This is a genomic window from Paracidovorax konjaci (genome assembly GCF_900112675.1).
GTDB classification, from domain to species: Bacteria; Pseudomonadota; Gammaproteobacteria; order Burkholderiales; family Burkholderiaceae_C; genus Paracidovorax; species Paracidovorax konjaci.
On record NZ_FOMQ01000001.1, the window covers coordinates 186777 to 212533 of the forward strand.

Genomic DNA, 25757 nt, shown 5'->3' on the forward strand with positions numbered 1-25757 from the left:
TTGTCTTGCGGTCGTTGCGTGGGGTGGAGCGAGCGTCGCATGATAGCCGCGGCCCGCGGCCCGCGGGGCCGCGGGGCTGGACTGCGGGCACGCGCGTCAGGACTTCCAGGCGCCCTCGTGCGATGCGGAGGCTTCGGCGACCAGGGCCGGGCCGATGCATTCGATCGGGTGCGGCGAGGCATCGAAGACGTCGCGGCAGGAGAGTTCCGCATCGCGTTGGTCCTGCCGCTCGCCGCGGAAGCCGCGCAGGCGCACCGCGTCGATGCCGTACACCACGCGTCCGATGTTGGCCCAGAAAATCGCGCCCGCGCACATCACGCAGGGCTCGCCCGACGAGTACAGCGTGGCGCGGGCCAGCACCTCGCGCGCATACCGGGGACTCGCCATGCGGATGGCGGAGGTTTCCGCATGCGCCGTGCAATCGCCGGTCTCCGCGTTGGCGTTCCAGGCCTCCGCCAGCACCGTGCCGTCGCCGCCGACGATCACCGCGCCGAATGGGCGGTTGCCGCGCGCACGCGCCTTGTCCGCCAGGGCGATGGCCTGCCGCAGGTAGTGGCCGTCGCGATCGTCCAGCGGCGTTTCTTCTGGCAGGGCCATGGCGCTCATGCGGCGCCTTTCGTGGCCGCAGGCAGGAAGCCCGGGTTGAAGACGCGCTCGGGCGCCGGCTTCGCGGCCAGCCGGAATACGTCGGCCACTTCGTCGATCTGCCGCTCCAGCACGGCGGGCTGCACGCGGCCCAGGGCCTGGGCCGGCAGGTCGGGCGGCGCCAGGTACTGCCGGGTGATGGACCAGCGCTCGCGCTCCACGTCCAGGTTGAGGATGGGCTCGCGCGACTTGATGGCGGCCAATGCCGCCTCGGGACTGGCGAGTGTCTCGCGCAGTGCCCGCTGGCTGGCGCGCAGGAAGCCGCGCGCCGCTTCGGGCTTTTCCTGCAGCAGCCGGCCGGCGACGAGGGCGTTGCCGTACAGGTGCAGCCCGGCCTTTCCGTACTCGAGCACGGCAAGATCCCTGGGCGGCATGCGCGCGAAGAGAGAGACCGCGGAGTCGTGGAAGTAGGTGGCGGCATCGACGTCGCCGCGCACCATCACGTTGTCTCGGGCGCTGAAGTCCGTAGTCACCCATTCGAAGAGGTCGGGGCCGGTCTTGAGCGCGCGCGCCACCATGGGCCAGCAGCGGCGGGTGGATTCCACCGCCGCCGCGGCCACGCGCTTGCCCTTGAGCGAAAGGAAGTCGGTGGTGATGCCGCGGTCCTTGCGCCCGATGATGACGAAGGGCGCGCGCTGGTAGTACTGGTAGATGGCCTGCACCGGCGTGCCGGGATTCTGGGCCTGGAACTCGACCAGGGAGCTGAGGTCGCCCAGTCCCAGGTCGTAGGCGCCGCTGGCCACGCGCGTGATGGACGCCACGGAGCCCGAACCCACGTCGATGCTCACGTCCAGGCCCTCTTCCCGGTAGTAGCCTTTGGCGAGCGCGAGGAAGAAGGGCGAGGTCTGGCTGGTGACGCGGAAGTCGAGCGTGAATTTCAGCGGCACGAGGGTGCCCTGCGCATGGACGAAGGGCGCGAACGGCGCGCCCAGCGCGGCGGTGGTGGCGAGGGAGCGTGAAAGAAACTGGCGTCGTTGCATGGCCATACCTCGGATGTCATTGCGGATGGGCCGGTGTGCCGCGCGCCATGCACCGCGCGCGAAAGCACGGCGCACCGCCGGGCGGGACCGGTGCGGATCGAGCAATTTCCGGGCGGCGGCGGGGGCGGCCCGCCGTGCTGAACGCTTCTACTCGCCGGCGTCAACGCATGAAGCGTGCCAGTTGTGACGCCGTCCGCAAGGCCTGTGCGATGCCCATGGACGCGCGGGCATTCATCGTTTTGGTGCGTGCCGTCACCGCCGCGGGGCACGGACGGCAGCGCGCAGGCCATGGCCGCGCGGCTTTTCCTGGCCCGCCGATTGCAAGGCCCCATGGCGAGAGTAGAAGCGTTCAGCAGGGCCGGCGTCCTTTTCCCGGACGGCCGGCCGGCGGGTCATTGCTCTTGAAGCCGGCGGCGGCACCGTGTCCGGCACGGTGCCGCCGCCTTCCCCCACTTCAAGGAAACCACCATGACTTCTGCCACCATCCCCGCCACGTCCGATCACTCCGGCGTCCAGGAAGAACTGTCCCGCGAAGCCCGCATGGGCGGCCTGGGCGAGGAAACGCGCGAGCGCGAGGTGCGCTGCATCGATATCTCCGACTTCGACCGCCGCAAGGAAGAGATCGCCGAGCAGCTCTGGAGCGCGTCCGTGGACATCGGCTTTTTCCAGGTGTCCCACCATGGCATCCCCATCCAGGACATCCGCGCGGCCTTCGCGCGGGCCGAGGCCTTCTTCGCGCTGCCACGCGAAACCAAGGCGCAGTGGCCTCTCGCGCGCAACGCGGGCTGGGAGCACAAGGCCCAGATCCGGCCCTCCACCCGCACGCCGGACCAGAAGGAGTCCTACCAGGTCACGCGACCCCGCATGCAGGGCCTCTGGCCGGCGCAGGAGGAGCTACCGGGCTTCCGCGCGGCAACGCTGGCCTTCGAGCGCCAGTGCTGGGAGGTGGGCATGCGGCTGCTGTCGTGCTTCGCCTGGAAGCTGGGCTTCGACGATGCGTTCTTCACCCGCGCGCACGATCCTTCCGTGCCTGCCTACCAGAGCACGTTGCGCATGCTGCATTACTTCGCGGTGGACCCGGCGCTCAAGGAGGAACTGGGCCTGTGGCGCGCGGGCGCGCACACCGACTTCGACTGCCTGACGCTGCTGTTCCAGCGCCCGGGGCAGGGCGGGCTGCAGGTGCTGCCCGGCAAGGAAATGGAGGGCCGCCGCTGGACGCCCGTGGAGCCGGCCGAGGGCGTGATCACTTGCAATATCGGCGACATGCTCATGCGCTGGAGCGACGACGTGCTGCCCAGCAACTTCCACCGCGTGCGCAATCCGCTGCCGCACGAGTATCAGGGCGCGCGCTACAGCCTGGCGTTCTTTTGCCAGGCCAATGAAGACGCGGTGATCGCGGGCCCGGAGGGCAGGCATCCGCCGATCGCCGCGGGCGAGTACCTGAAGCAGCGCATCAGCGCGAACTTCTCCAACCGCTACTGACGCAGGCAGGGCCCTTCAGCGGGCGCCGGGGCGCGCAGGGGGGCGAGGACCGCCGCGGCCTTCGATGTGCCGGAAGGTGAGCCGGCCCTTGTTGAGGTCGTACGGGGACAGTTCCAGGGAAACACGGTCGCCGGCCAGCACGCGGATGCGGTGCTTGCGCATCTTGCCGCCCGCGTAGGCGATCAGCTGGTGGCCGTTGTCCAGGGTCACACGGAAGCGGGAGTCGGGCAGCACTTCATCCACTTTGCCTTGCATTTCGATCAGATCTTCTTTGGACACAGAACTCCTTCGGGGATAGGGAATCGGGACAGGTGAAAAATGGGCCTGCCGCGTCAGGCGGCAGCGCCGTTCAGCGCGATGTGGCGGCCCTGGTCGAGCGCGTAATGCGCGGCCAGTGCGTGGCTGTCGAAACGCTGGATGAAGCGGAAGATGCGGTCGTGCATGCCTCTGCGGACGGAAACGGATGCGGTGTAGTCGCCCGACTCGGTGCGCCGCGTGAGGGGCGTGACGAGGAAGGTGCCCACCGCCTGGGCGGATTGTGGGGTCATGTCGAAAAACGGAATGGCGTGCGGCGCAGCGGGCGCGGTACGCGGAAACGGGACACCGCGGAAGATCCGGGCACGGCAGGATCGCCGGCGGTGCGCGGAAGTACGAAAGCGCAGTGACAACGCGGTCCGGGTGTCCGGGGCGGAGCGCGGTGGAAAAGGGAACTTGCCGATGGGGCGGCGGGCCGCGGGATACGGGGCCGGAGGCGGGGCGGACGCCGTGCGGCGGCGGGCGCTGCACGCTCTGAGGAGGCAAGCGTGTCCTCAGAACCGCCGGAGTGTAGCGCATTACCCATTTCCCGCACTGGGGTAATGGCCTTGTGGGCGGCACTGAAATGGCCCGCGCGCGGAGCCCGAGACCGTGCTAGCCTGCGGGTTGTTGACTTCTCAACCGAAGGTACGTTGCATGTCCACCGCGTCCACTCCCTCCGCCAGACAGGGCGAATTGCGCGAGGCATTGCCCCGCATCGAAAATCTGCTGCGCAGCAACCGGGCAGGCGAGATCGGAGAGGACGTGATCGACGAACTCGTTCGATGCGCCTGGATGGAGTGGAACGGCGGGGCCTTGCGCATGACCGCCACGGGCCAGAACATCTGCCGCCAGATGCAGACCCGCTGACGGCCCTGCGGCGACCCCGCTTCAGGCGCCGGCACTGCGGCGCCAGGGGGCCATCCAGTCCAGGCCCGCGGTGGTGCCGCCCGCGGCCATGCCGCGCGCGGGTCGGTATTCGCAGCCGATCCAGCCGCAATACCCCAGGCGGTCGAGCAGGTCGCACAAATAAGGGTAGTGCACTTCACCGACGTCGGGCTCGTGGCGTTCCGGCACGCCGGCGATCTGCACGTGGGCGACACGGCCCGTGGGCACATGCCGGCGGATGCCCGTGGCCAGGTCGCCTTCGGTGATCTGGCAGTGGTAGAGGTCCATCTGCACCTTGACGTTGGGGCGGCCGATGTCCTCCACCAGGGCATGCGCCTGGGCCTGCCGGTTCAGGAAGAAGCGCGGCATGTCGCGGTGGTTGATGGGCTCCAGCAACAGATCGATGCCGTGCGGCGCGGCACGGTCGGCGGCGCGGCGCAGATTGTCCAGGTAGGTGGGGCGCACGGCGTCGGCATCCGCGCCGGCGGGGACGGTGCCGGCCATCACGTGGATGCGCGGGCATTGCAGCGCCAGCGCATAGCCGATGGCCTGCGCGATCCCGTCATCGAACTCGGCCTCGCGGCCGGGCAGGCAGGCCAGGCCGCGCTCACCCGCATCCCAGTCGCCCGGCGGCGCATTGAACAGCACCTGCTGCAGGCCGTGCCGGCGCAGTGCGTCGGCCAGGCTGCCGGCATCGTGCGCGTAGGGAAACAGGTATTCCACACCGCTGAAGCCGTCGCGCGCGGCGGCGGCGAAGCGGTCGGGGAACTCCAGCTCCGGATAGAGCATGGACAGGTTGGCGGCAAAGCGGGGCATGGCGGCGGCAGCGGAATGGCGGATCGGCGGCCATTGTGCCGCCCGCGTCGGCGCTGCCTGCGCGGCTACTGCTCGGTGTAGTGGTAGGTGAGCCCGCCGTCCACGAAATGCGTGCCGCCCGTGATGTAGCGCGCGTCGTCGCCCGCCAGGAAGGCCACGAGGCCGGCCACGTCCTCGGGCTGCCCCATGCGCCCGAGCGGGATCTGCGCCGTGAGCGCGCGCAACTGCTCCGGGTTGTCCAGCAGCTGGGCATTGATGGGCGTGGCGATCGCGCCCGGCGCGACGTTGTTGATGCGGATGCCCAGCGGCGCCAGTTCGCTGGCAAGGTTGCGCGCGAGCATGCGCAGTGCGCCCTTGCTCGCGCAGTACGACGCGAAATGCGGGAACGCGATCTCTTCGTGCACCGAGCTGATGTTGACGATGGCGCCGCGGCCCGCGCCTTCCTTGCCGCCCTGCTGGACGCGAAGGTGCCGCACGAAGGCCTGCGTGGCGAAGAACAGGCCTTTCACGTTGGTGTCCATGACGAGGTCGTAGTCCTCTTCGGTCACGTCCCAGAAATCGGCGCGCCGCTCCACGCCGGCGTTGTTCACGAGGATGTCGAGCCCGCCGAGCGCCTGCGCGGCTTCGTCCACGAGGCGCGCGGCCTCGGCGGCGCCTTGGCTGATGTCCGCCGCGACATACGCCGCGCGGCGGCCCAGCGACTCGATGCGCTCCACGACTTCGCCGGGTGCGCCATCGGGTTTGCGGCCGTTGAGCACGACATCGGCACCGTCCTGCGCGAGGCGCAGCGCGATGGCCGCGCCGATGCCCTGCGTGCTTCCGGTGACCAGGGCCTTGCGGCCGGCGAGGCTTCCATGCGCCATGGGTTGTCCTTTCCTGAAGAGAGCCGAGAAACGGCTTTTCACTGTAGAGGACAGGCCGGCCCGCCCCGCGTAGTCCAGGGCCCATAGCAGGCCCTGAAAACACCGTCACGCGGCACCGCGGCGGAGTGCGGTATGGAAGCGACTCAACAAGAAATTTATCGCTAAGGCTGAGCTGATGAATTGTTACATTCAAAAAATTATTAATACTGAATGGAAAGCTCGACAGTAAATGTTTATGCATGCTTCAACCGCCAGCCGGCGACCCCAACGCGTGCTCGGCCGTATCGCGCGTCCACTCGGCATTGCCATCGCTGCCGCCTGGTGCCTGGGCTCTGCCCATGCCGCCATCATTTCGGAGTTCCGTCTGCGCGGCCCGTCCGGTGCCAGTGACGAGTACATCCGCATCCTCAACGAGACCAATGCGCCCGTGACCGTGGCCGCGTCGTCGGGCACGGGGTGGGCCATCGCCGCCTCCAACGGCGTCGTGCGCTGCACGATCCCCAACGGCACGGTACTGCCGGCCGGCGGATCCTTCCTCTGCACGAACAGCGCTGCGTATTCGCTGGGCGGCGGCAACCCGCTGGCCGTGGCGGATGCCACCTACACCGGCGACATCCCGGACAACGCCGGTATCGCGCTGTTCGACAACAACACCGGCGGCGGCAGCTTCACACTGGCCAACCGCCTGGATGCCGTGGGATCGAGCTCCGAATCCAACACGCTCTACAAGGAAGGCACGGGCTATCCGGCACTGACGCCGTTCAGCATCGACTACGCCTTCGTGCGCGACCGCTGCGGCAAGCAGGGCTCCATCACCACCAACACCCCCTGCACCACGCCGGGCGTTCCGCTGGACACCAACAACAACGCCACGGACTTCATCTTCGTGGATACCAACGGCACCTCCGCCGGCGCCGGCCAGCGCCTGGGCGCGCCCGGGCCCGCGAACCTGACGGCGCCGATCGCCGAGGCCAGCGTCTTCACGCATGCCCTGCTGGACGGCTGCAGCGCCAATACCGCCCCGCCGAACGTGGCGCGCGACCTCACGTCCGATCCCGCCAACAACTCCACGTTCGGCACGCTCGACATCCGCCGCACGTTCACCAACACCTCGGGCCTGCCGATCACGCGCCTGCGCTTTCGCGTGGTGGACCTGACGACCTTCCCGGCGCCCTCCGGCTTCGCCGACCTGCGTCCGCGCACGTCCAGCAACGTGGTGGTCACCGTGGACCGCGCACCCTGCGGCAGCGGCACGAGCAACGTGACCGTGGCCGGCACGACGCTGGACCAGCCGCCTTCCCAGCCCAACGGCGGCGGCTTCAACAGCACGCTGACGGTGCCTTCGGTGACCTCCGGCGCGCCGCTGGCCCCCGGTGCGTCCATCGACGTGCGCTTCCTGCTGGGCGTGCAGCAGACGGGCTTCGCACGCTTCGCCGTAGTGGCCGAGGGCACCCCGACGGGCGGCGGCCTCTTCGAGTTCCAGAGCTGCACGGACGGCGGCGCCTGCCCGCCGACGGTCTCCTCCATCGTGCGCGCCGGCACGTCGCCGACGAACGGCTCCACCGTGTCGTACACCGTCACGTTCGACCAGTCCGTCACGGGCGTGGATGCCGCCGACTTCTCCGCGGTGGGCGCGGGCGGCGTCACGGGCGCATCCGTCAATTCCGTCACGGGCAGCGGCACGACCTACACGGTCGTGGTGAACACCGGTACGGGCGACGGCACCGTGGGCCTGAACCTCGTGGACAACGACTCGATCCAGAGCACGGGCGGCGCGCGCCTGGGTGGCACCGGTGCCGGCAACGGCAATTACACGGGTGAGGTCTACACCATCGACAAGACCGGCCCCACGGTCACCGTCGAGCAGGCCGCCGGCCAGGCCGATCCGGTCGCGACCGGTCCCCTGCAGTTCACGGTGACCTTCAGCGAGGCGGTGACGGGTTTCACCAATGCGCAGGTGACTCTGGGCGGCACGGCTGGCGCGACGACGGCCACGGTCACGGGCGGTCCCACGGTCTACACCGTGGAGGTCTCCGGCATGACCGGTCCGGGCACCGTCATCGTGTCCGTCACGCCGGGCGCCGTGGACAGCCTGGGCAACCAGAACGCGGCATCGACCAGCGTGGACAACTCGGTGACCTTCACCGGCGCGGGCACCGGCGGCCCGGGTGGCCCTGGCGGCCCCGGAGTTCCGGGCGGCCCGGGCGGCTCCGTCGCTGCGATCCCGACCCTGAGCGAATGGGGTCTGATGCTGCTGGCCACGCTGCTGGGCGCGAGCGCCTGGGCGGTGGAGCGCCGCCGCCGCACGCGCTGACCGCGTGCCGCAGGCCCCGCACGCGGCGGGGCCCGCTGCCGGGAGGATCCAGGGGGAACACGCTGCAGGGCGTGTTCCCCTTTTTCGTGGCCGGCGCCGCTACCGCCGACGCCGCGCCGCCTTCATCCGCCCTGGGAGCCGCGCCGCGCCCAGCCGGTGGTGTGCTTCTCGAGCACGCTGAACAGCTCGTACATCGCCATGGCCATGGCACCCACCACCATGAGGCCTGCGAACGCGAGGCCCATCTGCATGGAGGAGCCCGCGGAGATGAGCAGGTAGCCGATGCCTTCGTTGGCGGCGGTCATCTCGCTCACCGTGGTGCCCACGAATGCGAGCGTGATGGCCACCTTGAGCGAGCCGTAGAAGTAGGGCAGCGACCGCGGCAGGCCGACCTTGGTGAGCACGTCCCAGCGGCGCGCGCCCAGCACGCGCAGCACGTCCTCCAGCTCGGGCTCCAGCGTGGCGAGGCCGGTGGCGATGTTCACCATGATGGGAAAGAAGCTGATGAGGAAGGCCGTCAGGATGGCCGGCCCCGCACCGATGCCGAACCACACCACGAGGATGGGCACGAAGGCCGCCTTGGGCAGGGCGTTGAAGGCGGTCATGAGCGGGTAGACGGCCGCGTAGGCGAGCCGCGAGGAGCCGATCACGAAGCCCAGCAGCACGCCCACCACGATGGCGATGCCGAAGCCCGCCATCGTCACCCAGAAGGTGCGCCAGGCGTGGGCGGCGATGATCCACTTGAACTCGACGAACTGGCTCCAGATGGCCCAGGGGCTCGGGAAGATGAATTCCGACACGCCGAAGCCCGAGCAGACCAGTTGCCAGAGCACGACCACGGCGAAGAGCAGCAGCCAGGGCGACCAGCGCTCCACGCGCCGGCGATGTTGTGCGGATGTCGTCGTCATTGCGCGATCTCCCCGCCGGCCTTGCGCAGCGCGCCGATGTGGCCCCGCAGCTCCAGCACGACGTCCGTGAATTCCTTGGTGTAGGTGATCTCCAGCTCGCGCGGGCGCGGCAGCTCGATCTCGCGGCGCACGACGAAGCGGCCCGGGCTCCTGCTCATCACGTAGACCGTGTCGGCCAGGAACACGCTCTCGCGCAGGTCGTGCGTGACGAGGATCACGTTGAACCGCTGCTCGGCCTGCAGGTCGCGCAGGATGCACCACAGTTCCTCGCGCGTGAACGCGTCGAGCGCGCCGAAGGGCTCGTCCAGCAGCAGCATCTGGGGCTCGTGGATGAGGGCGCGGCAGATGCTCGCGCGCTGCTGCATGCCCCCCGAGAGCTGCCAGGGGTACTGGTCCTCGTAGCCGGCCAGCCCGACTTTCTGCAGCAGGGCGCGGGCGCGCGCCTCGTATTCCTTGCGGCGCGCCTTGAACTGCGAGCGGTGGGGCTCCACGATCTCCAGCGGCAACAGCACGTTGTCGACCGTGGTGCGCCAGGGCAGCAGCGAGGGCGCCTGGAAGGCCATGCCCGAGATCTTGAGCGGCCCGGTCACCGGCTCGCCGGCGATGCGGATCTTGCCCATGGAGGGCATGCGCAGGCCGGTGGCCAGCTTCATGAAGGTGGATTTCCCGCAGCCCGACGGGCCCACGATGGCGATGAACTCACCGCGCCCCACCTGCAGGTCGATGGCTTCCACCGCGAAATGGTTGGCGCTCAGCAGCTCGTCGTTGTAGGCGAGCCAGACATCGCGGAAGTCCACGAAAGGGGGGGCGGGGGTGGGCTGCATGGGGAATGCGCTCCTTTCAGGATCAAACAGGCTTCATGCCGTCGGATTCATTCGATAGTTTGCTATAAAAAACATAGCAAACGCCTTGGCGGGGATGTTCGCGGAGCGGCGCCGGGCCCCGTGCGGACACCGGGCGTGCGGTCCGCCGCGGCCCGGGGGCCCGTTACTTCTTCGGGAGGATGGCCAGTTCGGCCTCGGACGGCAGGAAGCTGCCGTTCCAGACCGTGGCCGGGTCCACGCGGGTCTTGGTGCCGTAGGCGTCGGAGACCTGGGAGGCCATGAGCGCGAGGCGCTGGGGCCGGACCTGGCCGAAGCCTTCGGTGCGCGCGTCGGGGCTGTTGACCACGGTGTCGATGGCGAGCTGCAGGCGCCGGGTTTCGAGCGGCGTGTTCACGATGCCGTCGCGCTCCTTCACCGAGGCGATGGCGGCGGCCGGGTTGGCGATCACCTCCCTGGCGCCGCGGGTGAAGGCTTTCAGGAAGGCGCGCACGGCCTCGGGGTTCTCCTTGAGCAGCCGCGGGCTCGCGATGATCGCGTTGCCGTAGAGCTTCACGCCGTGGTCGGCGTAGGGCAGGACCACCACGTCGCTCGCCTTGGCGCCGCGCGCCTCCAGGTTCAGCAGCGAGGTGAAGGTGAAGCCGGTGATCGCGTCCACGTCGCCGCGCACCAGCATGGTCTCGCGCAGCGGCGGGTCCATGGCGGTCCACTGCACGCCCGCGATCTGGTTCGCCTTGGCGAAGATCGGGAAGGCCCGGCGGCCGGCGTCGAAGACGGGGGCGCCGAGCTTCTTGCCGTTCAGGTCCGAGGGCTTGGCGATGCCGCTTTTCTTGAGCGCCATGACCGATGCGGGCGTGTTGTTATAGACCATCATCACCGCCACGGGCTTGTTCTGCGCGTCGGGGTTGTTGGCGTGGAATTCCATCAGCGCCGCAAGATCCGCGAAACCCATGTCGTACGAGCCCGAGGCCACGCGCTGCACGGCGCCGCCCGATCCGTTGCCCGCATCCACCGTCACGGCAAGGCCCGCTTCCTTGAAATAGCCCTTGGACGTGGGCAGCAGGAAGAAGGCGGCCGGCCCTTCGAAGCGCCAGTCGAGCTGGAACTTGACGGGCACGGGCGTCTGGGCCTGGGCCAGGAAGAAGGCACCGGCGGCAGCGATGGCGACACCGGATTTCAGGAAGTAGCGTTTCTGCATGGAGGGCTCAATCGTGTCAGTCGATGGGCCAAAGCCACAGCAAGATCGATGCCCGTTCATGCCAGGGCTTGGGTGCGGGGCACTGCGGCGCCCACGCACTCTGCACCATGGGGAGGCTGCGGGGTTGAGGGTTTCACCGGATTGGAATTCGCGGCCCGGGCGTTCCCTTCGGGTTTCTGTGGCAGGACTTCGCCCCGGCTCCGCATGATGGCCCGATGTCCCTGTTGTCCAAGCTCTCCCACTGCTTCGGTATCGCCCGCGTGAGCTACGACACGCCGGTGGGCCAGAAGCAGCAGACCCCCTCGATCCCCAGCACCGCGGTGCGGCCGCTGGACGGCCCGGCGCGCCGCCGCACCAGCACGGGATCGACCCTGCCGCCGCGCGGCACCGTGCCCACGGCGCCGGCGGTCCGGGGCGACAGCGCCCGCAACGGTGCCCCTGCCGTGGAGACCGCCTCCGCCCGGCCCGCGTCCACCCACGTGCTGCTCGACGCCATGGCGCAAGAGGCGCCCGACAGCTCCGCGCTCACCAAAGCGCTTTTCGCGCCGGCGACGCGGGGCTTCGGCGTGGCGGCGGATCTCGCTTACGAGCTGGGCCGCGCGGATTTTTCACGCATGCCTCCGATTCCCGGACTGCCCGGGGCGCCTACCGTGCTGCTGGCCCAGGCCCTGGCTGCCGCGACCGGCGGCGATGCCCGGCTGGCGCGGGACGCGCTGGCATTTCTGCGGGGGCTCGATCCGCAACAGGACATCGCCGCCGCATGGCGGCAGCAGGCCGGGGGACTGGAGGACGGTACCGCTTCGGTCTACCTGACGCCCGAAGGGTCCGAGCAGGGCGACGAAGACCGGGCCGCGGATGCGTCCGTGGACGGGGGCTCGGCCTACCACACGCCCGACGGCTCGGAGCCGGGTACCCCGGAACGGTCGCTGCCTGCGTCTCCGCGGCCCTCCCATGCGGACGCGGCGGGCGACGCCATGCGTGCGGTGCGGCAGGCGGCGTGGCAGGCGGCGGCAGCGCTCGCAGGCACGCCCACGGGCTTCGACGTGCTGCAGTCCATCGTGGCGCAACCGGTGGCGGCAGAGCACGGCCGGGACTTCGCGCTGCTCCTCAAGGCCGCCGCGGCCGTGCCGGCAGAGCACGCGGTGCGGGGGGATCCCGCCGCGGTCCTGGGCAATCCCGCCGCCCTCGGCACGCTGACCGGCAAGGCCGTCGCCTGCGCCGCGGCGCGGATGGCGGGCGAGGTGGACGCGGCCCGGCCCCACCAGTGGGCGTTGACCGCCGTGCGCAACGACATTTTCGAGACCGGGCCGGGCACGCACTTCGCGGCCATCAACAGCCGGCTGATGAAGACCGGCCGCTGGATCGAGCGCGCCACGCCCGAGCGCGGGCGCCTGCTGCGCAATCCGATCTTCGGCAAATCGCCGTTCCGTGCCTTGAAGCACGGAACGCAGAACGTGGAGCGGGGCCCTGCCATCGCGCGCCACCGCCTGGCGCGGGAGCAGGAGTTGCGCCGGGCCGCCACGGCCCTGGTGGGGCCTTTGGTCGCCGCCGCGGAGCGTGCCCGTGCGCCCGGGCCCGGGCAGGTGCCCGATGCCTTGCTGCGAGCGGCGGTGCTGGAACACTGCCTGCAGACCCCCGCCCCGCAGCCGCTCGAGAGGGACGGCTTCGACGAGGCGGCCCGCGCCGACATCGCGCTCCGCCTGGCAGGCAGGCTGTCGCCCGACCCCGGGCCCGACCTGGTCCAACAACTGAAGCAATCGACGCAACTCAAGGCCCTTGCGGACCTGCGACTGGATTCCGGGGCGATGGGCGAGTGGTTCGGCGAGGTCCGCGGAGCCCCTGGCAACGACGGTGCGCAGGAGGTTCAGGAAGCGCAGGGAGGGCAGGAGGTGCCCTGGGTGCAGACCGTCTCCACGGCCCTTGCGCAGGCCGAGGAAGAGGCCCTGGGCCGGGACACCCGGGTGCCGATGGTCACGCGCGAAACCGTGCGCTCGGCGTTGAAAGACATCATTGCGAACATCGAAGGATCGTCCCGGCTGCGGCTGAGCAGCGGCGGACTGGTCGGGGTGGGACTGCGGCAGATCACGTCGTCGATCAGCGCCGTGGCGAGCGCCTTCTTCCTGCGCGGGCGGGTCGATGGCCGTGCGCAGCGCAGCCGCCAGGCGGTCTTCGAGATTGCCATGCCCCCCTACGACATGGAACTGGTGCTGGGATCGCAGCGCCAGGTCTCCAAGCAGATCGGGGTGGGCGCTTTCGTCGGGCCGGACATCGGCGTGGCGAAGGCGGGGGTCAACGTGGACACCCTGCTCTACGGCCGGGACGATGCCGAGATCGAGGGCATCTCCCTGCGTTTGCCGCGGGTCGGCCGGCCGGTGCCGGAACTGCGGGCGGAATTCTCGGCACTGGTGGACGCGCTGCTCGACGGCAGCCAGGGCGGTGCCCAGGCGGATGACGCCACCCCGCTGCTGCAGCGCCTGCTGCAGGAGTTTCCGGAACTGACGGTCAACCGCATCGGCGAGGCCGGCGACGGCCGGCGCCGCCATGGGGTCGGCGCGGACCTGGTGGGATCGATCGGCCAATGGGGGGCCAAGGTCAGTGCCAGCGTCGGCGGCAACGTGGAAGCCCAGCGCAATGTCACCAGGCACTACGCCGATGCGACCGGACGCATGCGTGTGGAGCGATCGATCGAGGGCAACGCCGTGCGGATCGGGGTGGGCGCCAAGGTGACGGCCGGACCGTCCGCCAGCGTCGCCTCGCAGACCTCGTTTTCCGGCGGGGTCGATGTGTCGCTCGCGACGACGCAGTTCGGTGTGGGCGCGGAACGCATCCAGTCGGGCGTGTCCCACCGGCGGGAGGCGGTGTACGAAGACGGCCGCCTGCATCCGCTGTCGTTCGTCGAGACCGAGTACCAGACGGTCGACGCGTTCATGAAGGCACTGAAGCCCGAGAAGGGCGCATGGGTGGACGCCGGCGCCGACCCTGAACGCCTCGAAGGACTGCTGGCGGACATCCGCCAGCATGCGGCGCCCACGCACAGCTTCGCGGTGCGCCACATCGTGACGCCCGAGGCCCGCGCGCGCAACGATGCCTACCGTTCGGCGATGCAGTTGTGCGAGCAGCACCCGAGCGGCCTGCCGCAGGCAGCCGCCGCGCTGGCCGGAACGATCGAATCGCAATGGCAGGACCCCGCGGCGACGCAGCCCTACTCGCTGCGCTCGTACGAGCGCAACCTGGTCCAGGCCACGCAGGGCGTGGATATCGTGGTGCAGTTCGCGAGCCTGGAGGCGGCCGAGGCCTCCCACATCGACAACCGCCTGGACGTGCCGGCCCAGAGGCCGCGCCGCGCGTGACCGCCATCGGCGGCGGCCGGGGCGAAGCGGCGGGCGGCGATGCACGCAGCCTGCGGCAGGCGGGAGGCCGATGGGCTGGACACCTCCCGCGCGTCGCGGTACGGCGCCATCCGGCCTAGTGCTAACGCGTAGTCGGGGCCCGCGGGTCGCATGCTAAAAAGCCATCGCCAGCCCCTTTCACCGGCTGGAGAAAGGCCCGCGATGCCCCACCTGTCCGCCTTTTTCGAGAACGTGCAGTTGCCCACGATGCCCGACGTGGCGCGCGAGCTGATCGCCACGATGCACGACGACGACATCCCCTTCGAGAAAGTGCGCAACGCGATCGCGCGCGACCCGGCGCTCACCGCCAAGCTGATCCGGCTGGCCAACAGCGCGCGCTTCGGGCTGCCGCGCAGCGTGTCCTCGCTGGACGACGCGATCACCATGGTGGGCCTCAACCAGGTGCGCACCCTGGCGCTGGCGGCCTGCACCGTGGGCCTCTTCAAGGATGCGGCAGGGCTGGACGCCACCGCGTTCTGGAAGGAGAGCATGGCCACCGCGGGCTATGCCCAGTGGCTGGCCCGCACGCTGGGCACCGACGTGCCGCAGTCGTGGCTGGCGGGCTTCCTCGTGCGCCTGGGCGAATTCGTCATCGCCCAGAAGGCGCCCGAGCAGATCCCCGAGATCGAGCGGCTGCCGCACCATGCGGGCGGGCGCTGGGAGCGCGAGCAGGCGCTGCTGGGCTTCACCGAGGCGCAGGTCACGGCCGAACTGGCGCGGCGCTGGAATTTCCCCGAAGGCATCGTGCGCGCGCTCGACACCGCGGGCGATCCGCTCGCGGCCACGCCGTTCTGCCGCCTGGGCGCCATCCTGCACGTGGCCACGCTGCTGGCCGAGATCGGGCTGGAAGAGCCCATGAGCGCATCGGACACGGTGCGCGCCCTGCCCGCCGACCTGCTCTCCGCGCTGCAGCTCGACCCTGGCTGGGTGGAGACGCACCTGCCTCCCGTGGCGGGCTTCGTGGACACGCCGATCCGCTGACCGGGCGCGCGCAGCGCACGGCAAAAAGCCCGGCAGGCCGGGCTTTTCAGGGGGCTCCACGCGCGGCGCGCGCGGAGGTGGCGCGCAGGTTCAGCGCGCTGCCTTGTGGGCCGCGGCGTTGGCGGCGGCCAGCGCCGTCATGTTGACCACGCGGCGCACGGTGGACGAGGGCGTCAGCACGTGTGCCGAAGCCGCCGCGCCGAGCAGGATCGGACCGATGGTGGTGCCATGGCTGCCCGTGGTCTTGAGCACGTTGAACAGGATGTTCGCGGCGTCGAGGTTCGGGCAGATGAGCACGTTGGCCGAGCCGGTCAGCGTGCTGTCTTCCAGGGCGGTCTGGCGGATTTTCTCCGACAGGGCCGAGTCGCCGTGCAGTTCGCCGTCGCTCTCGATGTGCGGCGCGGCCTGCGCGAACAGGTCGCGTGCGGCCCGCATCTTGCGTGCGGAGGGGCGCGTGGACGAGCCGTAGTTGGAGTGCGAGAGGAAGGCCACCTTCGGGGGCAGGCCGAAGCGCTGCACTTCCTCGGCCGCCATCTGCGCGATGTGCGCGAGCTGCTCGGCGCTCGGGTCTTCGTGGATGTAGGTGTCGGCGATGAACAGCGTGTGCTGGTCCAGCGTGAGCGCGTTCACCGTGGCGAGGCCCGCGGCGCCGTCCTTCAGGCCGATCACCGTGCGCACGTGCTCCAGGTGGTGGTCGAAGCGGCCCACCAGGCCGCACAGCAGCGCATCGGCATCGCCCAGGTGCACCATCAGCGCGCCGATGAGCGTGTTGGAGCGGCGCACCGCGGCCTTGGCGGCCTCCGGCGTGATGCCGTCGCGGCCCATGAGGCGGTGGTAGGCCTCCCAGTACTGGCGGAAGCGGGGATCGTCTTCCGGGTTCACGATCTCCACGTCGCGGCCGGGCTGCAGGCGCAGGCCGGCCTTCTGGATGCGCGCCTCGATCACCGCGGGGCGGCCGATCAGGATGGGCTTGGCCAGGCCGTCGTCGAGCGCCACCTGGGCGGCGCGCAGCACGCGCTCGTCCTCGCCCTCGGCATAGGCCACGCGCTGCAGGGCGGCCTTGGCCGCTGCGAACACGGGGCGCATGAACATGCTGGTCTGGTAGACGAAGCGCGTGAGGCTCTCGCGGTAGGCCGCGTAGTCCTGGATGGGGCGCGTGGCCACGCCCGATGCTTCGGCCGCCTTGGCCACGGCCGGCGCGATGCGCAGGATCAGGCGCACGTCGAACGGCGTGGGGATCAGGTAGTCGGGACCGAAGGAGAGTTCCTTGCCGGCGTAGGCGGCGGCCACCTCGTCGCTCATCTCGGCCTTGGCGAGGTCGGCGATCTCGCGCACGCAGGCGAGCTTCATGGCTTCGGTGATCTTCGTGGCGCCGCAATCGAGCGCGCCGCGGAAGATGTAGGGGAAGCACAGCACGTTGTTGACCTGGTTCGGGTAGTCCGAGCGGCCCGTGGCGATGATGCAGTCCGGGCGCACGGCCTTGGCCAGCTCGGGGCGGATCTCCGGCTCGGGGTTGGCCAGCGCCAGGATGATGGGCTTGTCTGCCATGGTCTTGACCATCTCGGCCGTGAGCACGCCCGGGGCCGAGCAGCCCAGGAACACGTCGGCGCCGTTCACCACGTCGGCCAGCGTGCGGGCCTCGGTCTTCTGCGCGTAGCGTGCCTTGGATTCGTCCAGCGGGCCGCGGCCCTCGTAGATCACGCCCTTGGAATCCACCACGTAGATGTTCTCGCGGGCCACGCCCAGGCCGACCATGACGTCCAGGCAGGCGATGGCGGCGGCCCCGGCGCCGGAGACGGCCACCTTCACCGCGCCGATCTCCTTGCCCACCAGTTCCAGGCCGTTCAGCAGCGCGGCGCTGGAGATGATGGCCGTGCCGTGCTGGTCGTCATGGAACACCGGGATGTTCATGCGCTTGGAGAGTTCGCGCTCGATATAGAAGCACTCGGGCGCCTTGATGTCTTCGAGGTTGATGCCGCCCAGCGTGGGCTCCAGGCTGGCGATGATCTCGACGAGCTTGTCCGGGTCGCGCTCGGCGAGTTCGATGTCGAACACGTCCACGCCCGCGAATTTCTTGAAGAGGCAGCCCTTGCCTTCCATCACCGGCTTGCCGGCCAGCGGGCCGATGTCGCCCAGGCCCAGCACGGCGGTGCCGTTGGTGATCACGCCCACGAGGTTGCCGCGCGAGGTGTATTCGGCCGCCAGCGACGGGTCGGCCTGGATGTCGAGGCAGGGATAGGCGACGCCCGGCGAATAGGCCAGCGAGAGGTCGCGCTGGTTCGACAGGGGCTTGGTCGGCGTGACGGAGATCTTGCCGCGGCTGGGGTTGCGGTGGTATTCGAGGGCTGCTTCGCGCAGGGCCGCTTCCGCGGCGGACAGGTTTTGGGCCATAGGGATGACGAGTGTGCGGAGTGGGTGGGCAGGAAAAGTCCGGTCGAGCTTACTGCAAGGCCCGCGGCGCCGATGGGGCCGCTCCATGCGTTGTACGCATGGGATGCCCATGTCCTGCCGGGGTGGCGGCAGGCCCTCGCGGAGGCCCCGGATACGGGGCCGCAGGGGCGGCTGGTGTGGTGGCCGGCGGGGCGGGCCACGCGGCGGGGTGCGGCAGGAAGGACGCGACGGGCGCCATGGAGAAAAGGATAGCCACGGGCAGTGAGGGAGGCGGGCAGGATACCGGATTCGGCGCCTGCCGTGACGGTATCCCGACCGGGCGCGTGGGCGGGCGGTGATGCGCGCCGCAGGCCCCGGGCAGGGCCTGGCGCTTCAGGCCAGCAACGCCTTGACCAGGTCGAGCTGCCGGTCGGCCCGCTCGGCGTCCAGCTCCAGGCTGGACTCGATGCGCGCGAGGTGGTCCACCATGCACGCGACCGCGGCCTCGGCATCGCCCTTGCGGCATATGCGCAGGAACTCGGCATGCTCGCCGGACGAGCAGTGCGGATCGTTCGACGAGTGGTAGAGCATGGCGATGAGCGAACTGCGCGCCACCAGTTCGCCGATCAGCTGGGCCAGCGTCTGGTTGCCGGTGGCCTCGGCCAGCGCGACATGGAAGTCTCCCAGCAGCTTTTCCTGCACGCGGCCGGTCGTCGCGCTCAGCGTGGTGCGCTCGAAGCGGATGTGCTGCTCCAGCAGCTGGTACTCGGCCTTGCCCGCGCGCGCCACGAACAGGCGCACGACCTCGCTCTCCAGGATGCGGCGCACGGCGAACACCTCGCGCGCTTCCTGCACGCTCGGGCGGCTGACGAACGAGCCCTTGTCGGGGATCGTCTCGATCAGCCGGTCCTTGGCCAGCATCACCAGCGCCGCGCGCACCTTGGTGCGGCTCACCGAGTAGATGCGGCCGAGCGCTTCCTCGCGCAGCCAGGTGCCGGGGGGCAGCCGCTTCTCGACGATCGCGGTGGCCAGGTCGCGCGCGATGCCTTCGATGGACACCTGCGCCGCTTCGCGCGGAGCCGGCTCCGGCGCGGGAGCCTCCTGCGCCTTCGCCGGCGCGGCCGGCCGGCCGGCGCCCGTGCGCCGCGCGGGTCTGGGGGCGGAAGGCAGGGGTGGGGTGGTGGAAGCGGCGCGGGGCATGGAGGGATTGTCGCGGCAAGCGTGGGGCGGGGGCGGAAAGCAGCGCCGCGGGCGGATCCGCCGACTGCGTGTCGGCCACTGCGCCCGCTGCTTCCGATGCGCCCATGGCGTCCGGCCGCTGCCGTTCAGGCCCGCCGGCGCGCTGGCGCTGGGGCGGGCTCCGATGCGGCCAGCGCGAAGCCTGCCAGCGCGCCGGCCATGGCCTTGGGCAGCGGGCGGGCCAGCTCGCCGTGCTTGCTGGTGGACAGCCGCAGCGCCACCAGCGATTCCACGAGCGTGGTGGCCGCCGCCACGCCATCGATCACCGGCACGCCCAGAATGCCTGCGATGTGGTCGCACAGGTCGGCCATGCCGGCGCAGCCCAGCACGATCGTGTCGCAGCCGTCCTCGGCCAGCGCGCGCCGGCACTCCTCGGTGATGCGCTCGCGTGCGCCCGAGCCCGGCACCTCCAGTTCCAGCACCGGCAGCTCGCAGGCTCGCACGTTGGCGCAGAAGCGCTCCATGCCGTAGATCTCGGCCAGGTGCCAGGCCTGGCCCATGGTGCGGCCGAGCGTGGTGACCACGGAAAAGCGCGAGCCCACCATGCTGGCCAGGTGCATGGCCGCCTCGGCGATGCCCAGCACGGGCCCGCGCGCGAGTTCGCGCGCCGCCTTGAGGCCCGGGTCGCCGAAGCAGGCGATCACGTAGCCGTCCACGCCGCGGGCCTCGCCCTGGGCGATCTCCTGCAGCAGGCCGGGCACGGCCAGCGCCTCGTCGTAGTGGCTTTCGATGGAGGCGGGGCCCATGGAGGGGCTGACGGCGATGATCTCGGTGCCCGGGCGCGCCACGGCGCGCGCGCAGGCACCGATCTTCTCGGTCATGCTCCAGGTGGTGTTGGGGTTGATGATCTGGATGCGCACGGTGGTTCAGCCCTTTCGGTTCAATGCGAGGTAGATGACGAGGCCCAGGCCCATGCCGATGAACCAGGCATAGCTGGCGGCGCCGCGCCAGGCCGGCACGATCACGCAGAGGATGGGGATCAGCGCCGAGGGAACCATGGTGCGCACGGCCCGGGGGTTGTAGCCCTTGCTGTACCAGTAGCGGCCCCCGGGCTCCATGGTGTAGAGGTCGTCGACCACCACGTTCTGGCGCCGCACGAAGTAGTAGTCGGCGATCAGGATGCCGAACAGCGGTCCGATGAAGGAGCCCAGGATGTCCAGCGTGTAGTGGATCACCTGCGGATTGTTGTAGAGGTTCCAGGGCGTGATGAAGATCGAGCCCACGGCGGCGATCATGCCGCCCGTGCGCCAGCTGATGTGCTGCGGCGCCACGTTGGAGAAATCGAACGCCGGCGACACGAAATTGGCCACGATGTTGATGCCGATGGTCGCGATCATGAAGGTGAGCGCGCCCAGCACCACGGCGGTGGTCGAATCGATGCGCCCCACGGTGTGCACCGGGTCGGTGATGAGTTCCCCGAACACGGGCAGCGTGGCGGCGGTGGTGATCACCGTGAGCAGCGAGAAGAACACGAAGTTGACCGGCAGGCCCCAGAAGTTGCCCTTCTTCACGGCATCGAAGCTCTTGCCGTAGCGCGAGAAATCGCCGAAGTTCAGCATCGGGCCGCTGAAGTAGCTCACCACCAGCGCGATGGCCGAGAGCATCACCGGCACCGCATCCCAGCCCTGGAAGCGCACGCCGCCCAGGTTCAGGTCGATGTTCTTCCAGCCGGCCTTCCAGACCAGCCAGCCGCACAGGATGGCCATCACCACGTAGACACCGGGGCCTGCCCAGTCGATGAAGCGGCGGATGGCCTCCATGCCGTGCCAGAACACGAGCGCCTGCAGCACCCACATCACCATGAACGACACCCAGCCCAGCGTGGACAGGCCCACGAAGCCGTGCTGCGCCACATCGGCATACACGTCGAGCGAGGGGAAGAAATGCAGCGCCAGGATCATGAAGGCGCTGGAAGCCAGGTAGGTCTGGATGCCGTACCACGCCACGGCGATCAGGCCGCGGATGATGGCCGGAATGTTCGCGCCCAGCACGCCGAAGGAGGCGCGGCAGATGACCGGGTAGGGCACGCCGGTCACCTGGCTGGGCTTGGCGACCAGGTTGCAGAAGAACTGCACGATCACGATGCCCACCAGCAATGCCACCAGCACGTGCCAGCTGGAGAGGCCCAGCGCGAACAGGCTGCCGGCGGTGACGTAGCCGCCCACGCTGTGCACGTCCGACATCCAGAACGCGAAGATGTTGTATTGCCCCCAGGTCTGCTTTTTCAGCGGCGCCAGGTCGTCGTTGGTCAGGCGCGGGTCGTAGCCGGGTTTGATGAGCGCGTTGCCGGAATGCGGCGATGCACTGGAAGGCGGGCGGGGCGGCTCGGTGGCCGCGGCGCTTGCAACGGTGTCGGGACTGCTGGCAATGGGCATGGTGTCTCCTGGTTGCATGGCCCGTAACCTGTGGAATGCGGCGGGCATGAATGCATCCGAGTTTGTATACAAAAAATGGATGCATTCAAAGGCGCAATCGGGCGGCGGAGCTTGGTGCTTACCCGGTTGCCATTGGAGTGGCGCGGATGCAGGCAGGCGGCGCCTGCACGGGCCGGGCCGGGCCGGGTTGCAGAGGGGCGGGGTGCAGGCTGGGCGGGGTCAGCCGGCCGCCGGCCTGGCGGCGGCGGCCAGAGGCGCCAGCGAGTCGCGCAGCCGGTCGTGGGCCCGCGGCTGGCCGGGGTCCAGCGCGTCCTCGACATGCCCGATGTGCGCCAGCATGCGTTCGCGCGCCAGGGCGGTGTCGCCGGCCTCCAGGGCTTCCACGATGGCGGCATGCTCCGCGCAGGAAGCGCTGGCCTCGTGCCGCGACTGGTAGAGCGACGCTGCCAGCGTGGTGCGTGCCGTCAGGTCGCGCAGGATGTCGCTCAGGGTGCGGTGGCCCAGGGTTTCGGCCAGGCAGACGTGGAAGTCGGCCAGCAGGAATGCGCGGGTGGCCGCGTCCGCGCCGTCGATGGCCTGCCGTTCTTCGGCGATGTGCGCCCGCAGGCGGGGCACCACGCTGTGCTGCAATGGCCGGCCGGCCCCGGCCAGGATGCCCGATTCGATGATGCGGCGGGCAGAAAAGGCATCGCGCGCGTCGTCCACCGACGGTTCCACCACGTACCAGCCGCGCCGCGGCCGCACTTCGATGAAGCCGCGCGCCTGCAATTGCATCAATGCCTCGCGCACCGTGGTTCGGCTCACGCCGAAGAGATCGGCCAGTTCCTGCTCGCCCAGCCGTTCGCCGGGTGCGAGCTTCTGCGCCAGGATGGACTCGACGACCTGCTGCGCGATCTGGCTCTGGCTGGTGCCCATCGGCCTCCGTGGCGAATGCGGGTCAGCGCGGCAACGCCAGATGCGCCGGGCCCTGCGCGCCATCGCCGTCGAGCGTGAAGCCCGCCACCGTGCGCGAGAGGTTGTGCGCCTGGTCGTTGAGCACGCCGGATGCGGCGGTGGATTCCTCCACCAGCGCGGCGTTCTGCTGCGTGGCGCGGTCCATCTCGGCCACGGCCTGGTTGATCTGGCCGATGCCGGCGCTCTGCTCCGCCATGGAGCCGTTGATCTCTCCGATGATCTGCGTCACGCGCTGGATGCCGTCCACGATCTCGCCCATGGTTTCGCCCGCGGCGCGCACGCGCTGCGTGCCCGTGACCACGCTGGCGCCCGAGGCGTCGATGAGCGTCTTGATCTCCTTGGCGGCTTCGGCGCTGCGCTGCGCGAGGCTGCGCACCTCGCCGGCCACCACGGCGAAGCCACGGCCTTGTTCGCCCGCACGGGCCGCTTCGACCGCGGCGTTCAGCGCCAGGATGTTGGTCTGGAAGGCGATGGAATCGATCACGCCGATGATCTCGCCGATCTTCGACGAGGCCTTGGAGATGTCGTCCATGGTGCTCACCGCGCCGGCGACGACCTCGCCACCTTTGAGCGCGGAGGCACTGGCCGAATTGGCGAGGCGCGTGGCCTGGGCCGCCGCATCGGCCGACTGCTTCACGGTGACCGTGAGCTGCGACAGCGAGGCGGAGGTCTCCTGCAGTGCGCTGGCCGAACCCTCGGTGCGGTTGGAGAGGTCCTGGTTGCCGGCGCGGATCTCGTCGGTGGCGGTCTTCATCGACTCGACGCCGTGGCGCACGTCCTTGAGCACCGTGGCGATCTGCTCCACGAACGCGTTGAACGAGGAGCCGATCTGCGCGACCTCGTCGCGGCCCGACACGGGCAGCCGCTGGGTGAGGTCGCCGCCGCCCGAGCCGATGCGGTCCATGGCGTCGCGCACCTGCGAGAGGCGGCGGAACGAGGTGGCCGTCAGCAGGGCCGATACGCCGGCCGCGGCCAGGGCGAGCAGCACGATGGCGATGGCCAGGGTCTGCAGCACGCTGCGCAGGCCCGCCGTGGCCTCGCCCTTGTCGAGCGCCACGATCAGGGTCCAGTCGGTGCCCTGCACGGGGCGCCCCCGCAGCAGCTTGGGCGAGCCGCCCATCTCGACTTCGAGCGGGCGGCTCGCCGTGGCCAGCGAAGCCAGGGTGGCGGGGGTCAGCAGGGGGGAGATATCGGTGGCGGGCTTGAGCGCCAGCTTGGCATCGGCATGGGCCAGCACTTGGCCGTCGCTGTTGACCACGAAGCCCAGGCTGCTCGGCGTGGGGCGGATGGCTGCGACCACCTCGCGCACGCCATCGAGCGGCACGGCGCCGCTCAGCACGCCTTCGAGCTTGCCGCTGCGCAGCAGCGGGGCGACGAAGGCCACGTAGGGCACGCCCGTGGTGGAGTCGCCATAGGGCTTGGTGACGGCCAGCTTGCCGGCCTGCACGCCGGTCTTGTACCAGGGCCGCGCCGTGGGGTCGTAGCCCGGCGCGGTCTTGGTGGTGGAGAAGAAGGTCTTGTCTTCCCAGCCCACCGTGGTGATCGGGAAACCGTTGGCCTTGCCCATGTGCGCGACGAAGCCCTGCGGATCGCCGTGTTCGATCACCGCGGCCGTGGCGTTCACCGCGGACGCCTTGGCTGCCACCCACTGGTCGATGGCCATCGTGTTGCCGGCAGCGACGGCGTCCAGATCCTGCTCGATGGTCTGGAAGGTGCTGGCGCGGGTGATGGTGTAGGTGGCGGCTCCTGTGACCGCCAGGGCGCAGACCACGGTGGCAGTGCTGATGAACAGGATCTTGGAACGCAATGTCTGGAGCATGGCTAGGCCTTCATGCAATGAAGCGCTTCATTACACCGCAGCTTTGTTTCTTTTGTTTACGTATTACCCGCAGTGTTGCAAATGCGCTCGTCAGGCATTGGGCGGAACTTCGCGCTGGTCCAGCACGGCATGGGCGCGGTCGCGGTCGATGTCACCCTCCCAGGCGGCGATGGCCACGGTGGCCACGCAGTTGCCGATCAGGTTGCCCAGCGCCCGGGCGATGCCCATGAACCAGTCCACCGAGAGCACGAGCACCAGGCCGATGGCCGGGATGGCAGGAATGGCATGCAGCGTGGCGGCCAGCACCACGATCGCCGAGCCGGGCACCCCGTGCGCCCCCTTGGAGGTCACCAGGGAGATGGCCAGGATCGTCAGCAGGTCGGTCATGGTGATGGGCGTGTTGGTCGCCTGGGCGATGAACACGGCCGCGAGCGTGATGTAGATGGAGAACGCGTCCAGGTTGAACGAATACCCCGTGGGGATGACCAGACCCACGGTCGAATCGCGCACGCCCATGTGCTTGAGCTTGGCCATGACCTGGGGCAGCACGCTGTCGGACGACGTGGTGGCGAAGACGACCGCCAGCTCCTCGCGCAGGTAGCGCAGCAGCTTGAAGAGGCTGAAGCCCGAGAACCGCATGATCAGCCCCAGCACGACGGCCACGAACAGGAACACGGCCAGGTAGAAGAGGCCCACCAGCATGCCCAGTTGCTTGAGCGAGCCGATGCCGTACTTGCCGACGGTGAACGCGATGGCGCCGAGCACGCCCAGCGGCGCCAGCTGGATGATGAGGCCCATCGCCTTGAACAGCACGGCCGAGAAGTCTTCGATCAGGCCCACGACGCGTGCCCCGCGCTCGCCCACCAGCGCCAGTGCGCAGCCGAAGATGATCGAGAACAGCAGCACCTGGAGCACGTCGCCCGAAGAGAACGCGCTGACCGCGGTGGTGGGAATGAGCTTGAGCAGGAAATCGCTGAAGCCGCCCCCCGAGAGCTTGTTGGCGTTGTCCGCATAGGCGCTCATGGCGGAGGCATCGAGGGCCCGCGGGTCCACGTTCATGCCCACGCCGGGCTCGAACACGAAGGCGAGCACCAGCCCCAGCCCCAGCGCGATGGTGGTGACCACCTCGAAGTAGATGAGCGACTTGATGCCGACGCGGCCCACCCGCTTCAGGTCGCCCGTGCCGGCGATGCCATGCACCACGACGCAGAACACCACCAGCGGGATGAGCATCTTGATGAGCTTGATGAAGCCATCGCCCAGCGGCTTGAGCTGCACGGCCCACTGGGGCCACACGAGCCCCACGATGACACCTGCGATGAGGGCCAGCACGACGCGGCCGAAGAGGGAGCGGAAGAAGCGTTGCATGGAGGGTTCCCGGCTGTGGGCGCAGTTGTGCGCCAAACTTGCATACAAAAAAT

21 protein-coding genes are annotated in these 25757 nt (G+C 69.7%); 5 read left to right on the forward strand and 16 right to left on the reverse strand.

Translation table 11 applies throughout. The features are described 5' to 3' along the window. Nucleotides 1-96: 96 nt before the first annotated feature. Both BM144_RS00785 and BM144_RS00790 read right to left on the reverse strand, forming a co-directional pair. Nucleotides 97-606: a nucleoside deaminase gene (locus BM144_RS00785; protein WP_092948848.1), complete on the reverse strand. Its 510-nt coding sequence runs from the start codon at nucleotides 604-606 to the stop codon at nucleotides 97-99. Beyond that, entirely contained in the window at nucleotides 603-1625 is a 1023-nt protein-coding gene (locus BM144_RS00790; protein WP_092949504.1) for an ABC transporter substrate-binding protein, read from the reverse strand. Before BM144_RS00790 ends, BM144_RS00785 begins: the two co-directional genes overlap by 4 nt. A 468-nt stretch (nucleotides 1626-2093) precedes the next feature. Between BM144_RS00790 and BM144_RS00795 the strand changes: the two genes are divergently transcribed. Further along, nucleotides 2094-3107, forward strand: a complete 1014-nt coding sequence (locus tag BM144_RS00795; RefSeq protein WP_092948850.1) for an isopenicillin N synthase family dioxygenase — start codon at nucleotides 2094-2096, stop codon at nucleotides 3105-3107. Between the two features lie 15 nt (nucleotides 3108-3122). On the opposite strand, the gene infA is transcribed toward BM144_RS00795, so the two are convergent. After that, entirely contained in the window at nucleotides 3123-3386 is a 264-nt protein-coding gene (infA, locus tag BM144_RS00800; protein ID WP_092948852.1) for a translation initiation factor IF-1, read from the reverse strand. 53 nt (nucleotides 3387-3439) lie between these two features. Then, entirely contained in the window at nucleotides 3440-3655 is a 216-nt protein-coding gene (locus BM144_RS00805; RefSeq protein WP_092948854.1) for a hypothetical protein, read from the reverse strand. A 403-nt stretch (nucleotides 3656-4058) separates the two neighbouring features. Between BM144_RS00805 and BM144_RS00810 the strand changes: the two genes are divergently transcribed. Next, nucleotides 4059-4271, forward strand: a complete 213-nt coding sequence (locus BM144_RS00810; RefSeq protein WP_092948856.1) for a hypothetical protein — start codon at nucleotides 4059-4061, stop codon at nucleotides 4269-4271. 21 nt (nucleotides 4272-4292) lie between these two features. Here the strand turns inward: BM144_RS00810 and otnI are convergent, their stop codons facing one another. Together otnI and BM144_RS00820 are read right to left on the reverse strand one after the other, a co-directional pair. Then, nucleotides 4293-5105, reverse strand: a complete 813-nt coding sequence (gene otnI, locus BM144_RS00815; RefSeq protein WP_092948858.1) for a 2-oxo-tetronate isomerase — start codon at nucleotides 5103-5105, stop codon at nucleotides 4293-4295. Between the two features lie 65 nt (nucleotides 5106-5170). After that, entirely contained in the window at nucleotides 5171-5968 is a 798-nt protein-coding gene (locus tag BM144_RS00820) for an SDR family NAD(P)-dependent oxidoreductase (protein WP_092948860.1), read from the reverse strand. A 271-nt stretch (nucleotides 5969-6239) separates the two neighbouring features. Here BM144_RS00820 and BM144_RS00825 point away from each other — a divergent pair, with 271 nt between their 5' ends. Beyond that, nucleotides 6240-8282, forward strand: a complete 2043-nt coding sequence (locus BM144_RS00825; RefSeq protein ID WP_092948862.1) for an IPTL-CTERM sorting domain-containing protein — start codon at nucleotides 6240-6242, stop codon at nucleotides 8280-8282. A gap of 122 nt (nucleotides 8283-8404) precedes the next feature. Here BM144_RS00825 and BM144_RS00830 read toward each other — a convergent pair whose 3' ends face one another. The 3 genes from BM144_RS00830 to BM144_RS00840 all read right to left on the reverse strand — a co-directional run bounded on the left by BM144_RS00830 (nucleotide 8405) and on the right by BM144_RS00840 (nucleotide 11209). Then, nucleotides 8405-9190, reverse strand: a complete 786-nt coding sequence (locus tag BM144_RS00830) for an ABC transporter permease (protein ID WP_092948864.1) — start codon at nucleotides 9188-9190, stop codon at nucleotides 8405-8407. After that, the gene (locus BM144_RS00835) at nucleotides 9187-10014 is read right to left on the reverse strand and encodes an ABC transporter ATP-binding protein (RefSeq protein ID WP_092948866.1); all 828 of its coding nucleotides are present in this window, start codon (nucleotides 10012-10014) and stop codon (nucleotides 9187-9189) included. Before BM144_RS00835 ends, BM144_RS00830 begins: the two co-directional genes overlap by 4 nt. Nucleotides 10015-10177: 163 nt before the next feature. Further along, nucleotides 10178-11209 carry an ABC transporter substrate-binding protein gene (locus BM144_RS00840; protein WP_092948868.1) on the reverse strand — a complete coding sequence of 344 codons (1032 nt, stop codon included), beginning with the start codon at nucleotides 11207-11209 and terminating at the stop codon, nucleotides 10178-10180. Between the two features lie 215 nt (nucleotides 11210-11424). Between BM144_RS00840 and BM144_RS00845 the strand changes: the two genes are divergently transcribed. Next, entirely contained in the window at nucleotides 11425-14559 is a 3135-nt protein-coding gene (locus tag BM144_RS00845) for a hypothetical protein (protein WP_092948870.1), read from the forward strand. 201 nt (nucleotides 14560-14760) lie between these two features. Continuing rightward, on the forward strand, nucleotides 14761-15579 hold the full coding sequence (locus tag BM144_RS00850) for an HDOD domain-containing protein (protein WP_092948872.1): 819 nt from the start codon (nucleotides 14761-14763) through the stop codon (nucleotides 15577-15579). A 90-nt stretch (nucleotides 15580-15669) separates the two neighbouring features. On the opposite strand, the gene BM144_RS00855 is transcribed toward BM144_RS00850, so the two are convergent. The 7 genes from BM144_RS00855 to BM144_RS00885 form a co-directional block, all read right to left on the reverse strand. Next, the gene (locus tag BM144_RS00855) at nucleotides 15670-17970 is read right to left on the reverse strand and encodes an NADP-dependent malic enzyme (RefSeq protein WP_092948874.1); all 2301 of its coding nucleotides are present in this window, start codon (nucleotides 17968-17970) and stop codon (nucleotides 15670-15672) included. 372 nt (nucleotides 17971-18342) lie between these two features. Beyond that, entirely contained in the window at nucleotides 18343-19149 is an 807-nt protein-coding gene (locus BM144_RS00860) for a GntR family transcriptional regulator (protein ID WP_092948876.1), read from the reverse strand. Nucleotides 19150-19274: 125 nt separating this feature from the next. Next, a complete protein-coding gene (locus BM144_RS00865) occupies nucleotides 19275-20048 on the reverse strand; it encodes an aspartate/glutamate racemase family protein (RefSeq protein WP_092948878.1) in 774 nt (257 codons plus the stop codon). Nucleotides 20049-20054: 6 nt separating this feature from the next. Beyond that, nucleotides 20055-21563 (reverse strand): NCS1 family nucleobase:cation symporter-1, encoded by a 1509-nt coding sequence (locus BM144_RS00870; protein ID WP_245783473.1) that lies wholly within the window; start codon nucleotides 21561-21563, stop codon nucleotides 20055-20057. A gap of 219 nt (nucleotides 21564-21782) precedes the next feature. Next, entirely contained in the window at nucleotides 21783-22478 is a 696-nt protein-coding gene (locus BM144_RS00875) for a GntR family transcriptional regulator (protein WP_092948880.1), read from the reverse strand. A 22-nt stretch (nucleotides 22479-22500) separates the two neighbouring features. Then, entirely contained in the window at nucleotides 22501-24336 is a 1836-nt protein-coding gene (locus BM144_RS00880) for a methyl-accepting chemotaxis protein (protein WP_092948882.1), read from the reverse strand. 90 nt (nucleotides 24337-24426) lie between these two features. Continuing rightward, entirely contained in the window at nucleotides 24427-25704 is a 1278-nt protein-coding gene (locus BM144_RS00885; protein ID WP_092949506.1) for a C4-dicarboxylate transporter DctA, read from the reverse strand. Between the last annotated feature and the right edge of the window lie 53 nt (nucleotides 25705-25757).

Coding starts and splice junctions, on each gene's coding strand:
- otnI (WP_092948858.1), bottom strand. CDS start 5,105: ATGCCCCGCTTTGCCGCCAACCTGTCCATGCTCTATCCGGAGCTGGAG.
- BM144_RS00805 (WP_092948854.1), bottom strand. CDS start 3,655: ATGACCCCACAATCCGCCCAGGCGGTGGGCACCTTCCTCGTCACGCCC.
- BM144_RS00810 (WP_092948856.1), top strand. CDS start 4,059: ATGTCCACCGCGTCCACTCCCTCCGCCAGACAGGGCGAATTGCGCGAG.
- BM144_RS00875 (WP_092948880.1), bottom strand. CDS start 22,478: ATGGGCACCAGCCAGAGCCAGATCGCGCAGCAGGTCGTCGAGTCCATC.
- BM144_RS00870 (WP_245783473.1), bottom strand. CDS start 21,563: ATGCCCATTGCCAGCAGTCCCGACACCGTTGCAAGCGCCGCGGCCACC.
- BM144_RS00855 (WP_092948874.1), bottom strand. CDS start 17,970: ATGGCCCAAAACCTGTCCGCCGCGGAAGCGGCCCTGCGCGAAGCAGCC.
- BM144_RS00840 (WP_092948868.1), bottom strand. CDS start 11,209: ATGCAGAAACGCTACTTCCTGAAATCCGGTGTCGCCATCGCTGCCGCC.
- BM144_RS00835 (WP_092948866.1), bottom strand. CDS start 10,014: ATGCAGCCCACCCCCGCCCCCCCTTTCGTGGACTTCCGCGATGTCTGG.
- BM144_RS00795 (WP_092948850.1), top strand. CDS start 2,094: ATGACTTCTGCCACCATCCCCGCCACGTCCGATCACTCCGGCGTCCAG.
- BM144_RS00785 (WP_092948848.1), bottom strand. CDS start 606: ATGAGCGCCATGGCCCTGCCAGAAGAAACGCCGCTGGACGATCGCGAC.
- BM144_RS00820 (WP_092948860.1), bottom strand. CDS start 5,968: ATGGCGCATGGAAGCCTCGCCGGCCGCAAGGCCCTGGTCACCGGAAGC.
- BM144_RS00880 (WP_092948882.1), bottom strand. CDS start 24,336: ATGCTCCAGACATTGCGTTCCAAGATCCTGTTCATCAGCACTGCCACC.
- BM144_RS00830 (WP_092948864.1), bottom strand. CDS start 9,190: ATGACGACGACATCCGCACAACATCGCCGGCGCGTGGAGCGCTGGTCG.
- BM144_RS00790 (WP_092949504.1), bottom strand. CDS start 1,625: ATGCAACGACGCCAGTTTCTTTCACGCTCCCTCGCCACCACCGCCGCG.
- BM144_RS00850 (WP_092948872.1), top strand. CDS start 14,761: ATGCCCCACCTGTCCGCCTTTTTCGAGAACGTGCAGTTGCCCACGATG.
- BM144_RS00860 (WP_092948876.1), bottom strand. CDS start 19,149: ATGCCCCGCGCCGCTTCCACCACCCCACCCCTGCCTTCCGCCCCCAGA.
- BM144_RS00845 (WP_092948870.1), top strand. CDS start 11,425: ATGTCCCTGTTGTCCAAGCTCTCCCACTGCTTCGGTATCGCCCGCGTG.
- BM144_RS00885 (WP_092949506.1), bottom strand. CDS start 25,704: ATGCAACGCTTCTTCCGCTCCCTCTTCGGCCGCGTCGTGCTGGCCCTC.